Annotated in this window: 15 protein-coding genes and 1 tRNA gene; 2 read left to right on the forward strand and 14 right to left on the reverse strand. The window is 60.4% G+C overall.

What is annotated here, in order from left to right; genetic code table 11:
* Window positions 1-196: 196 nt before the first annotated feature.
* The 5 genes from OX459_RS18205 to OX459_RS18225 all read right to left on the reverse strand — a co-directional run bounded on the left by OX459_RS18205 (window position 197) and on the right by OX459_RS18225 (window position 3,656).
* Window positions 197-718, reverse strand: coding sequence for a TlpA disulfide reductase family protein (locus tag OX459_RS18205; protein WP_251349675.1), 522 nt, complete (start codon window positions 716-718; stop codon window positions 197-199).
* 93 nt (window positions 719-811) lie between these two features.
* The gene (locus OX459_RS18210) at window positions 812-1,498 is read right to left on the reverse strand and encodes a BON domain-containing protein (RefSeq protein ID WP_215410182.1); all 687 of its coding nucleotides are present in this window, start codon (window positions 1,496-1,498) and stop codon (window positions 812-814) included.
* Entirely contained in the window at window positions 1,491-2,087 is a 597-nt protein-coding gene (locus tag OX459_RS18215; protein WP_071325998.1) for a phosphoheptose isomerase, read from the reverse strand. Before OX459_RS18215 ends, OX459_RS18210 begins: the two co-directional genes overlap by 8 nt.
* Window positions 2,088-2,144: 57 nt before the next feature.
* Window positions 2,145-2,504, reverse strand: coding sequence for a YraN family protein (locus OX459_RS18220; protein ID WP_289899750.1), 360 nt, complete (start codon window positions 2,502-2,504; stop codon window positions 2,145-2,147).
* Between the two features lie 9 nt (window positions 2,505-2,513).
* Complete coding sequence (locus tag OX459_RS18225; protein WP_289906071.1) at window positions 2,514-3,656, reverse strand: penicillin-binding protein activator; 1,143 nt, start codon at window positions 3,654-3,656, stop codon at window positions 2,514-2,516.
* A 213-nt stretch (window positions 3,657-3,869) separates the two neighbouring features.
* Here OX459_RS18225 and rsmI point away from each other — a divergent pair, with 213 nt between their 5' ends.
* The gene (gene rsmI / locus OX459_RS18230; RefSeq protein WP_289906072.1) at window positions 3,870-4,778 is read left to right on the forward strand and encodes a 16S rRNA (cytidine(1402)-2'-O)-methyltransferase; all 909 of its coding nucleotides are present in this window, start codon (window positions 3,870-3,872) and stop codon (window positions 4,776-4,778) included.
* A 5-nt stretch (window positions 4,779-4,783) separates the two neighbouring features.
* Here rsmI and OX459_RS18235 read toward each other — a convergent pair whose 3' ends face one another.
* The 3 genes from OX459_RS18235 to OX459_RS18245 all read right to left on the reverse strand — a co-directional run bounded on the left by OX459_RS18235 (window position 4,784) and on the right by OX459_RS18245 (window position 6,439).
* On the reverse strand, window positions 4,784-5,221 hold the full coding sequence (locus OX459_RS18235; protein ID WP_289906073.1) for a hypothetical protein: 438 nt from the start codon (window positions 5,219-5,221) through the stop codon (window positions 4,784-4,786).
* Entirely contained in the window at window positions 5,160-5,771 is a 612-nt protein-coding gene (locus OX459_RS18240; protein ID WP_289906074.1) for a nucleotidyltransferase domain-containing protein, read from the reverse strand. The genes OX459_RS18235 and OX459_RS18240 overlap by 62 nt, the downstream gene beginning before the upstream one ends.
* A 65-nt stretch (window positions 5,772-5,836) precedes the next feature.
* A complete protein-coding gene (locus OX459_RS18245; protein WP_289906075.1) occupies window positions 5,837-6,439 on the reverse strand; it encodes a hypothetical protein in 603 nt (200 codons plus the stop codon).
* Window positions 6,440-6,644: 205 nt separating this feature from the next.
* Here OX459_RS18245 and OX459_RS18250 point away from each other — a divergent pair.
* Window positions 6,645-6,721: transfer RNA gene (locus OX459_RS18250), tRNA-Pro, on the forward strand.
* Between the two features lie 148 nt (window positions 6,722-6,869).
* Here OX459_RS18250 and OX459_RS18255 read toward each other — a convergent pair.
* The 6 genes from OX459_RS18255 to bioB form a co-directional block, all read right to left on the reverse strand.
* Window positions 6,870-8,918, reverse strand: coding sequence for an acyltransferase family protein (locus OX459_RS18255; RefSeq protein WP_289906076.1), 2,049 nt, complete (start codon window positions 8,916-8,918; stop codon window positions 6,870-6,872).
* A gap of 14 nt (window positions 8,919-8,932) precedes the next feature.
* Complete coding sequence (locus OX459_RS18260; protein ID WP_289906077.1) at window positions 8,933-10,012, reverse strand: SGNH/GDSL hydrolase family protein; 1,080 nt, start codon at window positions 10,010-10,012, stop codon at window positions 8,933-8,935.
* A 338-nt stretch (window positions 10,013-10,350) separates the two neighbouring features.
* A complete protein-coding gene (locus OX459_RS18265; protein WP_289906078.1) occupies window positions 10,351-11,271 on the reverse strand; it encodes a hydroxymethylglutaryl-CoA lyase in 921 nt (306 codons plus the stop codon).
* Window position 11,272: 1 nt separating this feature from the next.
* Window positions 11,273-12,205 carry a glyoxylate/hydroxypyruvate reductase A gene (locus OX459_RS18270; protein WP_289906079.1) on the reverse strand — a complete coding sequence of 311 codons (933 nt, stop codon included), beginning with the start codon at window positions 12,203-12,205 and terminating at the stop codon, window positions 11,273-11,275.
* A 21-nt stretch (window positions 12,206-12,226) separates the two neighbouring features.
* Window positions 12,227-14,254, reverse strand: a complete 2,028-nt coding sequence (locus OX459_RS28060; RefSeq protein ID WP_354669672.1) for an acetyl/propionyl/methylcrotonyl-CoA carboxylase subunit alpha — start codon at window positions 14,252-14,254, stop codon at window positions 12,227-12,229.
* A gap of 94 nt (window positions 14,255-14,348) precedes the next feature.
* On the reverse strand, window positions 14,349-15,395 hold the full coding sequence (gene bioB, locus OX459_RS18290) for a biotin synthase BioB (RefSeq protein ID WP_099666034.1): 1,047 nt from the start codon (window positions 15,393-15,395) through the stop codon (window positions 14,349-14,351).
* Window positions 15,396-15,421: the final 26 nt, after the last annotated feature.

Raw genomic sequence — 15,421 nt, forward strand, 5'->3', positions numbered from 1 at the left:
GGGATCACGCAAGGGAAGGTTATAACAGATTGGCAACACCTGGCAACAGGGTTTTGTGCGGTGCTCCCCTCGTCTTCAACGTCTCACAGAAGCGTAGCGAGCGGAAGTGAGTTGCGGCAGAGAAGCGGAACTGTGCTTGAGCACAGTGAGCATCACAGGCTGCAAATCGCGACGCGTAGTAGCTTATGTGAGACGTTTAGCCGGCGATGGCGGATTCGAGCAGCTTGTGCAGTTCAGCGAATTCCGGCTTGCCCACGTAGCGCTTGAGGATCTTGCCCTGTTTGTCCAGGACGAAGGTGGTGGGCGTGAGGGCCACGTCGCCGTAGGCCTTGGCCGCCTCGCCCGTCACGTCGAGCGCCACCTTGAACGGCAGCTGGCGCGTTTCGGCGAAGTTCAGCACGTAGTTGGCCGGATCGTATTTCATGGCCACGGCCACGAATTCCAGTCCCTGCCCCTTGTACTTGTTGTAGGTGTCGACCATTTCCGGCATTTCCGCCACGCAAGTCGTACACGAGGTGGCCCAGAAATTGACCATCACCACCTTGCCGCGCAGGCTGTTTGACGTGATTTTCTCGCCATGGATGCCGTGGAAGGTCACGTCCGGCGCGCTTTGTTTGTCATTCAGCGACAGATAGCCGGCTGCTGCCACGCCCGCCACGACGACGGCGATCAGGGCTGGCTTGATCCAGGACTTGCTTGCGGATGGCGAAGTTGACATGGTTTTCACTTGAAAAGCGGGGCGATGCGGCCACGATGCGACTATTATAGCCGCCGCATCGTTGGCGCGCCCTAGGTCGGATGGCGGAGGCGCTTACTGCTGGACCGTATCGCTGACGGTGTTCGTCGTGCGCTGCTGCGGCGGGTCCGGCTGCAATTGCTTCAGTTCCGCTTCCGAGATGTAGTCGAACAGCTTGACCACTTTCTGCACGCCGCCCACGCCGCGCGCCACGTCGGCCGCGACCGTGCCTTCGCGCTGGGTGACTCTGCCCATCAGGAAGACGGTGGCGTTCTCGGTGACGACCTTGAACGAGGCCGCCGAGATGGTTTTCATGTCGACCAGGCTGGCCTTGACCTTGGTCGTGATCAGCGCGTCGTTCGAGCGCGAGGTATAGCTGGCCGGGCCGGCGATGATCAATTCATTCGCCACCGATTCCACGCCCTCGATATTGCGCACTTCTCGCTCGACGGCATTTTTCATCGCCTCGTCGCGCACTTCGCCCGTCAGCAGGACGCGGCGGTTGAAGCTGGTGACGTTCACGTGGCCCACGTCGCCGACGATGGAGGGGATGCGCGACTCGCCTTTCAGGGCGATCGACTTGTCTTCGGTCTGCGCGCCCAGGGTGCGGCGGTCCGCTGCGGCCACGCCGCCCATCACCGCGCCGCCGACCATCAATTCGATGCAGCCGGTGAGCGAGGTAAGCATGGCGCCGCACAGCAGTGCGGTGGCCAGCGGGCGTTGTACGCGTTTCCAGCCTGGGCCAGTACCGAATTTAGTCATTCACGTCTCCTCCGAATAGGGCGACATCGATGCCGTCGCAGATGCAATGTATGGTGGTCAGATGGACTTCCTGAATGCGCGCCGTGCGCTCGGCCGGTACGCAGATATGCACGTCGGCGTCCGTCAGCATCTTGCCGATGGCGCCGCCGTCCTTGCCCGTCAGCGCCACGACGCGCATTTCGCGTTCGAGCGCCGCTTCCACGGCCGCCATCACGTTGGCCGAATTGCCCGACGTGGAGATGGCCAGCAGGATGTCGCCGGCCTGGCCGAACGCCTGCACCTGCTTCGAGAAGATGTCGCGGTAGCTGTAATCGTTCGCCACGGCCGTCAGGATGGACGTATCCGTCGTCAGCGCCAGGGCCGGCAGCGGAAAGCGCTCGCGTTCGAAGCGCCCGACCAGCTCGGCCGCGAAATGCTGGCAGTCGGCGGCGGAACCGCCGTTGCCGCAGGCGAGGATCTTGTTGCCGTTGGACAATGCATAAAACATCAGGTCGATCGCCTGCGCAATCGGTTGCGCCAGTACGGTGGCGGCCTGGATCTTGAGTTCGGCACTTTCGTGGAAGTGCGAGAGGATGCGTTGATTATTCATAGTCTGCCGATTATAGTGCAGGCGCGCGGCATGGCGGACAAGCACTGTTAAAAATGCTTACATATCGAGGATGTTCTTCAGCCAGCTTATGCGCCCGCCATCGATGGCCAGCGCGTCGAAGCGGCATGGCGGCAGCGTTTTTTGTCCCAGCAGCCAGGTTTGCGCGGCCAGCACCATGCGCCGCTGCTTGGCCGGCGTGATGCTGGCCAGGGCGCCGCCGTAGGCCGTACTGCTGCGCAGCCGCACTTCGACGAAAACAATGGCGGCGCCGTCGCGCATGATCAGGTCGAGTTCCCCGCCCTTGCACAGATAGTTGCGTTGCAACAGCACCAAGCCTTGCAGCAGCAGATACGCGAGCGCATCGTCTTCTCCTTGCCGTCCCCGTTCCCGTTTGTTCCAGAAAGCGAAGGGCGGCATGGCGTGTCCTTATTGCGCTGCCGGGGCCGGCGGCCAGGTACCCAGCACGCCCTGCTGGTAGGTGGCGGCCTGTTCCGTGCGTTCGAACACGCTTTGATCACCGTCAAAGCGCACGGCCAGGCGGCCCGTCACGCCATCGAGGATAAATGGCGCGTTCGGCCGCAGCGCCACTTCGCGCGCCACGCGGAAGGCATCGATGCCCAGCGCGTACAGGCGTTCCATGTCGGCCGTCAGCCGGCGTTCGGCCGGTTGCTCGGGCTGTGGATACACCATCACTTGCGGATGGTCGCGCTGGACTTGCCATGGCAAGTCCAGCAGGCGCGCGCCGTCGAGTTCCGGGCCGCTGGCGCCGCGTCCGGCGCCGGGATTCAAGGACGAGGTGCCATACAGGGGCAGATCGCTGCCGATGGCCACGCGCAGCTGGCGCGCCTGGTCGGCGTCGAGCGCGGCAAACAGCAAGCCCGGCGGCGTGGCGGCCAGGCGCGCGCGCAGCTGCACCAGCTCGGCATCGCTCAGGTAGCCATTCGTGGCCGTCAAGTCCATGGTCTCGATCTTGCCGCCCTGGCGCAGCCATTCCTGCTTGAAGGCGGAGCTGATGCGGCGCTGCGAGGGCGAACCGGCCGACAGGACCAGCGCGCTGGCGCCCGGCTGTTCGCTGGCGGCCCAGGCGGCGACCTGGCGCGCTTCCGCCTCGATCGACAAGCCCATCACCAGCAGCTTGGCCGGCAGGCGCGCGTCGCCGCGGTTGTCCGGGTGGTTCAGGGCGATCGTTGGTTTACGCACCAGGTCGCTGTTCGCCACGGCCGTGACGGCCGAACGCGACAAAGGCCCCACGACGATGTCCTGTTCTTCCTGCGCTTGCGCAAACTTGTTCAGGACGTCGCTGCTGCCGTCGCCCGTATCGATCACCGTCACTTCAAAGCCGCTGCGGTCGCGCTCGTACGCGGCCATGAAGCCGGCGCGCAGCAATTCGGCGGCCGGTCCCAGGGAAGCCGAGCGCAGCGGCAGCAGCAGGCCGATGTGGTGGACATTGCCGTCGGACGGCGCCGGCGCCGTGGCGGCCGGCATGTCAAGTGGCGTGCCGGTGGCCGGTTTGTTCTTGATGGGCGCCAGCGGCGCGCCGTTGCCGTCGTACGCGGTAATATCGGGCACGGCCACGGCGAAAGTGACGGGTTCGGGCGCTTGCGGCTTCGGTGGCAGGGGCGGTGGCAGCGGCTTCGGTGGCGGCAGCGCCCTTGTGTTAGATTCAATAGGCGCGCACAATTGCCCGGGCGCGTCGCAAGGCGTGCTGCAAGCGCTCAGCATGCCGGTCGCGGCACAAACAAGCAGTAACTTCACACTATTAGCAAGCATTTAACCTCCAAAATGACCGTACAAGAAATCAGTTCCATCGCCAGCCTGCCCATCATGACAGAGGCGGCGCACCAGGTCTATCCTATCGCAACATTGTATATAGTGGCCACGCCGATCGGCAATGTGACCGATATCAGCCTGCGCGCGCTGCACTTGCTGAGCCTTGCCGATGCCGTCGCCTGTGAAGATACGCGCAATACGGCGCACCTGCTGACGCGCTTTGGCTTGAACAAGCCGTTGATTGCGGCGCATCAACATAACGAACGCGAAGTGGCGCAAACTTTGATTGCCCGCTTGCATGCAGGCGAGCGCATCGCCCTCGTCTCCGACGCCGGCACGCCCGCCGTGTCCGACCCGGGCGCGCGCATCGTCGACGCCGTGCGTGCGGCCGGTTTGCGCGTGCTGCCTCTGCCCGGTCCATCGGCGGCGATCACGGCCATTTCCGCCAGTGGCTTGCTGAATGACCAGTTTTACTTTGTCGGCTTCCTGCCAGCCAAGGCCAAGCAGCGTGAAAACATGCTGCACAGCTTGCGCGGCGTGACGGCCACCATGGTGTTCTATGAGGCGCCGCACCGCATCCTCGATTGCGCCACGGCCCTGGCGGCGGCGTTCGAGCCGACGCGCCAGGTGGTGTTCGCGCGCGAACTGACGAAACTGTTCGAGGAAATCCACCGCTGCCCCCTGTCCGAGGCGGAGGCGTGGATACGCGCCGACGCGCACCGGGAAAAGGGAGAATTTGTCGTCCTGCTGGAAGGCGCCACGGAAGCGCAGGACGCGGAAGACGTGGAAGCGGAACGCATCCTGAATATTTTATTGGCCGAATGCAGCGTCAAGCAGGCGGCGAATTTGACGGCGCAAATCACGGGCCGCAAGAAAAACGCCCTGTATGAGCGGGCGCTGCAGTTGAAGGGGCAGGAATAAGGCGATCAGGACGGTGGCTGGACATCGAGCGCCTGTGCCGCCGCGAGCAGTTGTTGCACATGTTCGATCAACTCGTTGACAAAGCCCTGTGTGACATCCAGCTCGCCCTCGTATTCGGCCAGGTTGCGCTTCTTGTGCGCCTGGCTTAACAGCAGCCATTGCTGTGGCGTGAAACCCAGCGTGTGTTCCAGGCTTTGAAAGACGAGATAGCGATTGTCGCTGCGATAACCATGTTGACGCAGCGCAGACAAGGCAGCTGCATGCGCGGCGTTATACGCCAGGTCGAAGCGGCTTTCCAGCGACAGTATCGACTGCCCGGCATCGCGCAGGCGCACGGTGGCCGAGCGCAGCAAGCCGGCCCGTTCGCGGGCGTCCGGTGGCTCAGCCTTGAGCTGGCCGATGCGTGCCAGGTTCGCCAGCGCCAGTGAGCTTGATGAAGTCATCATTGGCTCCTTTGACAAAAATCTTGGGCTGGTCGAGGACCCGCACCACGAACGACTTGCCGTCGTCTATTCTTTTCCGCCATTCTGCCGGCGTGTACAAGGTGGGATTGATGCTGCGTCCCAATTGTTGCTCTGCCGGTTGCAGCGCCGCCAGTAGCTGGGCGTTCGATGCCATGCTGCCGATCACCATCAAGTCGATGTCGCTGTGTGCGTGTTCCGTGCCCTTGGCGATCGAACCGTACACGAAGGCCAGGTCGATTTCTTGCCAGTATGGCTGTAGCGCCACGCGCAGCACGTCGGCGACGCCAAAGGTTTTCAGCACGATGCTGCGCAGTTCGTCGAAGATGGGGGCCGTGTGATTCGCCTGATAATGCTTCTGGTTGCCCACTTTTTTCACCGTGACCAGGGCCGACTTCTCCAGCTTGGCCAGCTCGCGCTGCACGGCGCCCGACCCCATGGCTGCGAAGGCGATGATTTCATTCGCATAGAAAGAGCGTTGCGCCTGGCCAAAGAGCAAGGCCAGCACGCGTTGTTGTGTCTTGGAAAACAATGTGTCTGCATAAATACCCATATTGGGTATGATAGTACCCAATATGGGTAGAGTCAATCACGTCTTCACCACTTGCAGCCGCTATCCTTCTTGTCGAGCAGCATCAGCACGGGCGCCAGCAAGCCCGCACCGGAATAGGCGGTGCGGCAATCGCCGCGCTTGCCTTGTGCGATGTCGCGCGCCAGCTGGGTTTCCGTTTGCAGCGGCTTGTCGGGGATTTGCCCTACGGCCGTGCCCGCCTTGGACGGATCGCGTTCGCCCGCCATCTTGCGCGCCGTCCGCCTGGCCGCGTCCATGTCGAATTTCGGTGTTTCCGGGGTTTCTTGCCTGAAGGTATCGGCACTGGCCGCCGGCGTGGCCGGTGCTGCCGGCACGACCGTGATGGCTTGCGGGCTGGCCGCTGGCGTCACGGTGGCCGCCGGCGTTTCCCGGACCGTGGCGAGTTTCGGCTTGCTGATGGGCTTGGGTTCGCGTTTCGGCTTGACGACGTCGACGGGCGGCGGAGGCGGCTTGGCGGCCAGCGGACGTATCCACACGGCGATCGATTCCACGCGCGGGGCCGTGTCCATCCGCGCGGCCGGCTGCACATGGCGCCACAGAGTGATCAAGGCGCCATGCAGCAGCAGGGACACGGCGATGCCCAGCACGATGCCGCGGCGGTTCGGCATGGGCCGGCCACCGTCGCTTCTTTCTATCCTGAACTCCATTGCCGTCGTCACCTTCATGTCTGATCGGGAAAACTTGCCAAGCCAGTGTCGCATACTTCAATCGTTTTGAAAAATACATGGGTTCCAGTGCCGCGCGTAAATAATTTACACAGAGTTTCACCTGACCCTTGACCGAAGTCGATACGGCCTGTATTATCTTGGTCTTCGGAGTGTGGCGCAGCCCGGTAGCGCACCTGGTTTGGGACCAGGGGGTCCAAGGTTCGAATCCTTGTACTCCGACCAAATTTGTAGAAAAAAACCCAAGAGTTTCGGCTCTTGGGTTTTTTTTCGTCCCTACGCATCGACCTGAAACAGGGGCGCATGCGCCCTAGCCCTGCTGGTGGAAATTGCGTGGCCCTGCCTCTGAGGGTAAGGCCACGCAGCAGGCGGTTTATTTTTTCAGTATTCCCGGCGCATTGTGCTCAGCCCACGCAGCAAATATTTTCCCGAGTTCCCCACTGCCAAAAATCGACAGGTGATGATATTCGTCTCGATAAAGCGGCATGCCATCCTTAATCATCGAGCATTTCTTTCCATCGCAGAAAAGCTGGTTCTGGTCGAAAAATTTGACGGCGGGATGCTTGGCCGCTATCGCTGCAATCAGCGGCGCAAAAGACGTACGCAGTTTTTCAGCTGCTTCCACAGGCATTTCGCAATTCTTTTGCGGCGCCTTCAGTGGACGTGCAAAACACGCCTTGATATCGTAATCGAGCCTGAAATGCGGGTGGAAGATAATGATTTGCTTGTTGTAGGACTCATACGTGGCAACCAGTTTTTCCAGATTGGCAATATATTCCGCATTCGGCGTATAGCTCAAACCGTCAATAATGACATATTCGATGGAATCATTTTTGCTGACAATTCTTTCGATTAATTCAAGTTGGCGAGCCGGACCGTCACCGATGCATGGCGTCTTATTTCCCGGAATCGCTGGTCCTTCTGAGCCGCGTGCCAGATCACAATCGCCGATGGAAAGGATGCTATTTTTATTCAGGACGGGATGGTCGACAAAGCCTGAGTAAATCTGGTTTGCATAGCTGTTCCCGATCAGCAGGACTGTCGGCGCTGCTTCGCTGCTTGCCATGCAGAACCAGTAGCTGTAGTTGTCCGCATCCTTGAACGGATATTTGTCCAGGCAGATTTTATTCTGCGTATATTTCCATATTGGCCCGACGAACTGGGAGTTGATACGTTCGGCAGAGCGGATATTGGGGCGAAATGACAGGCCGTCACGATGGTAGGTTACATACCCCGCGATGCCGACGAGCGCCATCAGTACAAGCAGGACGGGTGTTTTGAATGCACTGTCGCCACTGCGCAAAGGGCGCTCAATTAAGCGGTATGTCAGCCATGCGAGAATGACTGCGATAGCAACTGCCGCGATGCGGATGTGCGGTGCGGGTTCCTGACTTTCGACAATGCGCGCAAAGGTGAGCAATGGCCAATGCCAGAGATACAGTGGAAAGCTGATGAGTCCAATCCAGACGAACAGACGGCTTGCCAAAATGGTACGGTTGAACCATGCGGCCGAGCCAGCCGAAATGATCAGCACTGCGCCGGTGGTGGGGAGCAGTGCCCACCAGCCAGGAAAGGCACTTTTGCTCGTAGTAAAGCAGAAACCTGCCAGCAACAGAATGGCGCCAAGAATGGACTGGGCATCGCGTAAGGTGGTGCCAGGAGGCGTGACGCTTGGTGCGTAGATGATTTTCCCAAGCAGTGGCTGCAAGTGACGCGTCAGTTTTGTCGGCCATTTGCCTGGATGGAGGGTTAAATAGGCCAGTATGCAGCCGGCGAGCAGCTCCCAGGAGCGGGCGGCTGGAAGATAAAATGTGGAGACTGGATCGCTGGCGATATGCTCGATATTCCAGACCAATGAAATGGAGAAAAACAGTATGGTAAGCGTGAGCAAGTTCAGGCGAACTTTCCAGGCTGCCCATAAGATCAATGGCCAGAAGATATAGAATTGTTCTTCAATACCTAGGGACCAAAGATGCAGCAACGGTTTGATTTCTGCCGTGGTATCGAAATAGCCGCTTTCATCCCATAACAAGAAATTGCTGATGAATCCCGCACCTCCTGCGATATGTTTGCCAAGTTGCTTGTACTCGTCGGCAAATAAAATATGCCAGCCTGCCACGTAACTGCTGATCAGAACCAATAATAAGGCAGGAAATATGCGCTTCACGCGGCGTGCGTAAAATTCACTGAAGCTGAATCGGTTATTTTCTAAATTTGAAATAATGATTGTCGAAATCAAAAAACCGGATATGACAAAGAAAATGTCGACGCCGACGAATCCGCCTCTGATCAGTGATGGAAACGCGTGATACAGCACCACCGATAAAACGGCAATGGCACGTAGTCCATCAATATCTGGACGGTATTTTTGATGAGTAAGGTGTAGCTCTGCAGGAGATACTTGTTCAGTGTTTTTTTTCATTATTTCAGTAACAGTTATCTGCCTCGGATTACATCGGCAACAACTTGAGCGTATGCCACATGCATCCAGTCACCCGGATGATTCACCCCATTGCTGGTAATATCGTAGTAGTTCTTTTTTGATAAAATATCTTTGCTCAACGTGGTCATATCCGCCAGTGCCACATTCTTTGTATTCTTGGTGATTCGGATCATGGCTTTCCGATAGTCAAAAAGAAGAGAAGTGTTCATGGGTTTCCAATCCGGATTGCCCAGGAAACTGGAAACCAGGATGAATTCTGTTTTCGGATTTTTTTCACGGATCGACTTGATCATCATGCGCAGAAAAAATTCGAATTTTTCTGGTGGGACATTCCCGGTCGCATCGTTCATTCCATACGCAAGGACCACCAGATCACTTGCGCTGGTATTGATCTTGGCTTCGACATTGTCGATGCCATTTTGCGACGACCAACCGCCGACAGATTTGTTGCGCCAATAGAATTTTCCATCGCCATCGTTGGACAGCATCGCGCCGACGAGGTCGACCCAGCCCGGTTGAAATGGCGCTTCATTGGTGGTGCCTGTGGCATTGGAGCCGTCGGTAATGCTATCGCCGTAAAAGGTGACAAACTGTGGTTTGCGCAACGAGACGCGTTCTGCAGATGCCGGTACCGAGCCAATTTTTTTAGGTTTTTTGCCAAGGACGCCAGCCATGTAAGTTACTGCAATTTGGTGACGTTGATAGGTCTGGTCTATGCGTAACGGCTGCCCGTCTTTCGTAACGGACTGAAATATTTCCGGCACATTCGGTAATTTGGCAAATTGGTAGTTCCGGTAGGTTGCTATCTTGGAACCTTCAGGAATAATCAAATCCCCATCCTGTGTATGGAAGTCAGTTTCTCGTGTAAAAGCCTGGTTTGTTTGCCGATTACTGACCACCAAAATGGAGTCAGGTTGACGCCAGAGTTTGATTGGTTTGCCATCGACTAGAACCGGTTCGTCAAATACAACGGCGCTATCCCATACGGGTTGATTTAAATGAAAGGCAGTTACCATTTCGGTAGAGCAAGCGGCAGTGGTGCAATTTTGGAACTGTGAAAGATCGATGGGCATAGAGTTGTTTGAATATAGTTGCTATTTTGTAAGTTGTCGGATTATTGCAGGTGGGGGTAGGACGGTCAATTAAAAACGGACGTTGTGGCGACGATAGGCGCGGCATTTTGCACAGTGTTTTTCCAGGTCGAATTTGCTGTGCGCACTCCCGCATTCCCCTTCATTTCAGGCAGGGGGGAGAATTTGAAGCCATGGACTTGCTGGGCTGAATTGTCAGCATATGCTGGCTGCCCGATGGTGTTTCCAAAGACCGCTAGATGCCGCTGCGCGGGAGAATATGAGGGGCAAGGGGACGCATCCCCTTGCCGCAATGTGATGCCGTCAGGCCATGCAAAGGATCAGCCCAGGCGTTTCGCCGCGATGGCGTTGCCGGCGCGGCTCGATCCTTTGCGCCCCAGCTGCTGCGCAATGAACTGGCCCGCATCGACGACCAGGTCCAGGTCGATGCCGGTGGCAATGCCCAGCCCCTGCATCAGGTACAGCACGTCTTCGGTGGCCACGTTGCCGGTGGCGCCCTTGGCGTACGGGCAGCCGCCCAGGCCGGAGACGGACGAGTGATAGATCGCGATGCCCGTTTCCAGGCTGGCGTAGATATTCGCCAGCGCCTGGCCGTAGGTGTCGTGGAAGTGGCCGGACAGGCCTCCCACGTGAAAAGCCTGGATCGCGCGTTCCATTACCGCCTGCGTCTTGCGCGGCGTGGCCACGCCGATGGTGTCGGCGATGTCGATTTCGTCGCAGCCCAGGTCGCGCATGCGTTTCACCACGTCGGCCACGGCGTCGAGCGGCACGTCGCCCTGGTAGGGGCAGCCGAAGGCGCAGCTGATGCTGCCGCGCAGGCGCAGGCCGTGTTCCTTGGCCGCTTTCGCCACGCCTTCGAAGCGGGCGATCGATTCGGCGATGGAGCAGTTGATGTTCTTTTGCGAGAACGCTTCGGAGGCGGAGCCGAAGATCACCACTTCATCGGCCTTCGCCGCCAGCGCGGCATCGAAACCCTGCATGTTCGGCGTCAGCGCCGAATAAATGGTGCCGGGGCGGCGCGCGATTTTCTCCATGACTTCCGCGCTGGTGGCCATCTGCGGCACCCATTTTGGCGACACGAAGGACGCCGCCTCGATATTGGCGAAGCCGGCCAACGTCAGGCGGTCGACCAGTTCGATCTTGACGGCGGCGCTGATGGTTTCCTTCTCGTTTTGCAGGCCGTCGCGCGGACCCACTTCGACGATCTTGACCTGCTTGGGCAGACTGGTAGTAGGGTTCATCTCAATATCCTTGCAAACGGTTGACGATGCCGGCGACAGAGTCGCCGGCGTGCAGGCGGCGCATCTTGGCGGCGATCTGCGCCACGCTTTCGCGGCGCAGGGTGGCGGCCGAAATATGCGGCGTGATGGTGATGCGCGGTTCTTGCCAGAACGGGTGCTGCTGCGGCAGCGGCTCGTTGCGGAACACGTCCAAGGTCGCGCCGGCGATGTGCCCGGAGCGGATCAGGGTCAGCAAATCCGGTTCGGCGAGATGCGCACCGCGCGCCACGTTGATGATGTAGGCGCCCGGCAGCAGCATCGACAGGCGCGCGCGGTCGAGCAGGTTGTGCGTGTCCGGCGTCAGCGGCAGCATGCAGACCAGCACGCGCGTGCCGCGTAAAAAGGCTTCGAGTCCCTCTTCGCCCGCGTAGCACTGCACGCCATCGACGTGTTTCTGGCTGCGGCTCCAGCCGCGCAGGGGAAATTCGAACTGCGCCAGCGCTTGCAGCACGCGGGTGCCCAGCACGCCCATGCCCAGCACGCCGACGGGAAAATCCCCCTTGTCGAATGCGGGCAGCGGCTGCCAGATGCCGGCGCGGCCCTGCGCCTCGTAGTCGTCGAAACGGCGGAAGTGGCGCAGCACGGCGTGGCTTACATATTCGGCCATCTGCACGCCCATGCCCGCGTCATCGAGGCGCACCAGCGGCACGTGGGCCGGCAGCGCGTCGCCGAATTTCAGCAGCGCGTCGACGCCCGCGCCCGTGTTGAAGATGGCTTTGACTTCGCTCAATACGGGCAGCATGGCGGCGGGCGGCTGCCACACGACGGCGTAGTCGCAGGGCGCGAACGACTCGCCCTCGCGCCAGAAGACAATCTCGGCTTCGGGCAGCAAGTCGCGGAAGTCGCTGATCCACGCAGCTTCCTTGCCATCCGCGCGCTGTAACAGGATGCGCATCGAGGTTTCCAAGAGCGCTCCTCAGGCGGCGGCCTTGAAGGCCAGCAGCGGGGCGCCATCGGCCACCTGGTCGCCGACCGCGTACAGTACCTCTTCCACCAGGCCGTCGTGCGGCGCGGCGATCGTGTGCTCCATCTTCATCGCTTCCATGATGACCAGCGGTTCGCCCTTCTTGACGTCCTGGCCTTGATTGACCAGCACGGCGACGACCTTGCCCGGCATCGGCGCCGTCAGGCGGCCGCCTTCCGCTTCCGTTTCGCCCGCATGCGCCATCGGGTCGCTGTAGTGCAGGGTGTGGTGCAAGCCGTTGCTGAACACGTGGAATTGCTCGCCGTCGCGCAGCACGGTGCCATGTACGGCACGCTCGCCCAGCTTGATGTGCAGCTCGTTGGCTTTGCGCGCCGTCAAGGTGAGGGGCTGGCCGTTGAACAGCCAGCCATCCGTCTGGTAGGCGATGCGCGCGGCATAGGCCTTGCTGTCGCCGGCCAGCGCGAATTCGTCGGCAAACGCCAGGCTGCGTCCCAGGGTGCTGTTCAAGCGCCAGCCCAGGGCATTGCCCCACGGGTCGGCGCGGTTGGCCGATTGCGCTTCGGCGGCCGCTTTTTCTTCCAGCAGCAGGGCCACGGACGCCAGCGCCAGGGCCGTGTCGGGCGCCGCTTGCAGGGCGGGGAACAGCGACTCCTGATTGCGCTCGATCAAACCTGTGTCCAGGTCGGCGCTGGAAAATGCCCGGCCTTCGACCAGGCGTTTCAGGAAGGCGATATTGCTGGCCAGTCCTACGATCTGGTATTCCGACAGCGCTTGCGCCATGCGCGCCAGCGCTTCGCGGCGGTCCGCGCCCCAGACGATCAGCTTGGCGATCATCGGGTCGTAGAATGGCGAAATCGCGTCGCCTTCGCGCACGCCCGAATCGATGCGCACGGACGCTGGCACGACCGTGCCACCCAGTTCGAACGTGACGGCAGATGGTGACTGCATGTGGCGCAGGGTGCCGATCGACGGCAGGAAGCCCTTCTCCGGATTTTCCGCGTAGATGCGCGCCTCGATGGCGTGGCCGTGGATCGCCAGTTCGCTCTGTTTCTTCGGCAGCGGCTCGCCAAAGGCGACGCGCAACTGCCATTCCACCAGGTCGGTGCCGGTGATCATTTCCGTCACCGGATGCTCGACCTGCAGGCGCGTGTTCATCTCCATGAAGTAGAACGAACCATCCTGGTTGGCGATGAATTCCACCGTGCCCGCGCCCACGTAGCCGACGGCCTTGGCGGCGGCGACGGCCGCTTCGCCCATGGCTGCGCGGCGCTCGGCCGGCATGCCCGGCGCCGGCGCTTCTTCCAGCACCTTTTGATGGCGGCGCTGCACCGAGCAATCGCGCTCGAACAGGTAGATGCAGCTGCCGAGCGTGTCGGCGAACACCTGGATTTCGATATGCCGCGGGCGCGACAGGTATTTTTCGGCCAGCACCTTGTCGTCGCCGAAAGAGCTGATCGCTTCGCGCTTGCACGAGGCCAGCGCGGCCTTGAAGTCGGCGCTGTTGTCGATGACGCGCATGCCCTTGCCGCCGCCGCCGGCCGAAGCCTTCAGCAGGACGGGGTAGCCGATCTTGTCTGCTTGCGTGTGCAAAAAGTCCGCATCCTGTTCCTCTCCATGGTAGCCGGGCACCAGCGGTACATTCGCCTTTTCCATCAGCGACTTGGCGGCCGATTTGGAACCCATGGCGCGCATGGCGGACGCCGGCGGGCCGATGAAGACGAGGCCCGCAGTGGCGCAGGCGTCGGCGAAATCCGCGTTTTCGGACAGGAAGCCGTAGCCGGGATGGATCGCCTGCGCCCCTGTCGCCAGCGCCACGGCGATGATCTTGTCGCCGCACAGATAGCTTTCCTTGGCCGGCGCGGGGCCGATCAAGACGGCTTCGTCGCACACGGCGACGTGCTTGGCGTTGGCGTCCGCTTCCGAATACACGGCGACGGTCTGGATGCCCATGCGGCGCGCGGTAGCGGCGACACGGCAAGCGATTTCGCCGCGGTTGGCGATCAGGATTTTAGTGAACATGGTCTCTCTCTTTGCAGCTCGTGGCTGGAAGTTTTTTATCTGAGGTGTCGCGATGAAGGAATGCGCCCTGGTGGGGCGCATTCCGATGGCTGCATCAGCAGCCGCACTTCTCTTTCTGTACCGAGTCCAGCATGGCGCCGCGCGTTTGCAGGCCCAGCTTGTTCAACAGGACGCGGTCGTCTTCCGCTTCCGGGTTGTCGGTGGTGAGCAGCTTGTCGCCGTAGAAGATGGAATTGGCACCTGCCAGGAAGCACATGGCTTGCACGGCTTCGCCCATCTGGCGGCGGCCCGCCGACAAGCGCACGCGCGCCTTCGGCATGGTGATGCGGGCCACGGCGATGGTGCGCACGAATTCGAACGGATCGAGCGCTTCCATGCCGTACAGTGGCGTGCCTTCCACCTGCACCAGGTGGTTGACGGGCACGGATTCCGGATACGGATTCAGGTTGGCCAGTTGGGCGATCAGGCCCGCGCGCTGCAAGCGCGTTTCACCCATGCCGACGATGCCGCCGCAGCACACTTTCAAACCCGCTTCGCGCACGCGACCCAGGGTGTCCAGGCGGTCCTGGTATTCGCGCGTCGAGATGACGTTGTCGTAGAACTCGGGCGCCGTATCGAGGTTATGGTTGTAGAAGTCGAGGCCCGCGTTCTTCAGGCGGTCCGCTTGTCCTTCTTCCAGCATACCCAAAGTAGCGCATGTTTCCAGGCCCAGCGCCTTGACCTTGGTCACCATCTCTTCGACTTTTTCCATGTCGCGCTCTTTCGGGCTGCGCCAGGCGGCACCCATGCAGAAGCGCGTGGCGCCGTTGGCTTTTGCCTGGCGCGCCGCGTCGAGCACCGTGTCGATGTCGAGGATTTTTTTCGCTTCCACGCCCGTGTCGTAGCGGGCCGCCTGCGGGCAATAGCCGCAGTCTTCCTCGCAGCCGCCCGTCTTGATCGACAACAGGGTCGCCAGTTCCACGTCGCCGTCGGGGAAGTTGACGCGGTGGGTTTGCTGGGCCTTGAACATCAGGTCATTGAATGGCAGGTCGAACAGGGCCAGCACGTCGGCGACGGGCCAGGTGGCCGCTTCCGGCACGGTGATGCGCGCCGCAGGGCGGTGCAGTTCGACGGTTTTTGCTGCTTCTTGGACTAAAGACATGGTGATTCCTTCGCTTCTATTTTTTA

The sequence above is a fragment of the Janthinobacterium sp. SUN026 genome, from assembly GCF_030397625.1.
In the GTDB taxonomy this organism is placed as follows: Bacteria; Pseudomonadota; Gammaproteobacteria; order Burkholderiales; family Burkholderiaceae_D; genus Janthinobacterium; species Janthinobacterium kumbetense.

What these genes read in the sequence shown, in the direction of transcription:
- OX459_RS18205 (WP_251349675.1), bottom strand. Translation starts at nt 718, where the DNA reads ATGTCAACTTCGCCATCCGCAAGCAAGTCCTGGATCAAGCCAGCCCTG.
- OX459_RS18210 (WP_215410182.1), bottom strand. Translation starts at nt 1,498, where the DNA reads ATGACTAAATTCGGTACTGGCCCAGGCTGGAAACGCGTACAACGCCCG.
- OX459_RS18215 (WP_071325998.1), bottom strand. Translation starts at nt 2,087, where the DNA reads ATGAATAATCAACGCATCCTCTCGCACTTCCACGAAAGTGCCGAACTC.
- OX459_RS18220 (WP_289899750.1), bottom strand. Translation starts at nt 2,504, where the DNA reads ATGCCGCCCTTCGCTTTCTGGAACAAACGGGAACGGGGACGGCAAGGA.
- rsmI (WP_289906072.1), top strand. Translation starts at nt 3,870, where the DNA reads ATGACCGTACAAGAAATCAGTTCCATCGCCAGCCTGCCCATCATGACA.
- OX459_RS18235 (WP_289906073.1), bottom strand. Translation starts at nt 5,221, where the DNA reads ATGACTTCATCAAGCTCACTGGCGCTGGCGAACCTGGCACGCATCGGC.
- OX459_RS18245 (WP_289906075.1), bottom strand. Translation starts at nt 6,439, where the DNA reads ATGCCGAACCGCCGCGGCATCGTGCTGGGCATCGCCGTGTCCCTGCTG.
- OX459_RS18255 (WP_289906076.1), bottom strand. Translation starts at nt 8,918, where the DNA reads ATGAAAAAAAACACTGAACAAGTATCTCCTGCAGAGCTACACCTTACT.
- OX459_RS18260 (WP_289906077.1), bottom strand. Translation starts at nt 10,012, where the DNA reads ATGCCCATCGATCTTTCACAGTTCCAAAATTGCACCACTGCCGCTTGC.
- OX459_RS18265 (WP_289906078.1), bottom strand. Translation starts at nt 11,271, where the DNA reads ATGAACCCTACTACCAGTCTGCCCAAGCAGGTCAAGATCGTCGAAGTG.
- OX459_RS18270 (WP_289906079.1), bottom strand. Translation starts at nt 12,205, where the DNA reads ATGCGCATCCTGTTACAGCGCGCGGATGGCAAGGAAGCTGCGTGGATC.
- OX459_RS28060 (WP_354669672.1), bottom strand. Translation starts at nt 14,254, where the DNA reads ATGTTCACTAAAATCCTGATCGCCAACCGCGGCGAAATCGCTTGCCGT.
- bioB (WP_099666034.1), bottom strand. Translation starts at nt 15,395, where the DNA reads ATGTCTTTAGTCCAAGAAGCAGCAAAAACCGTCGAACTGCACCGCCCT.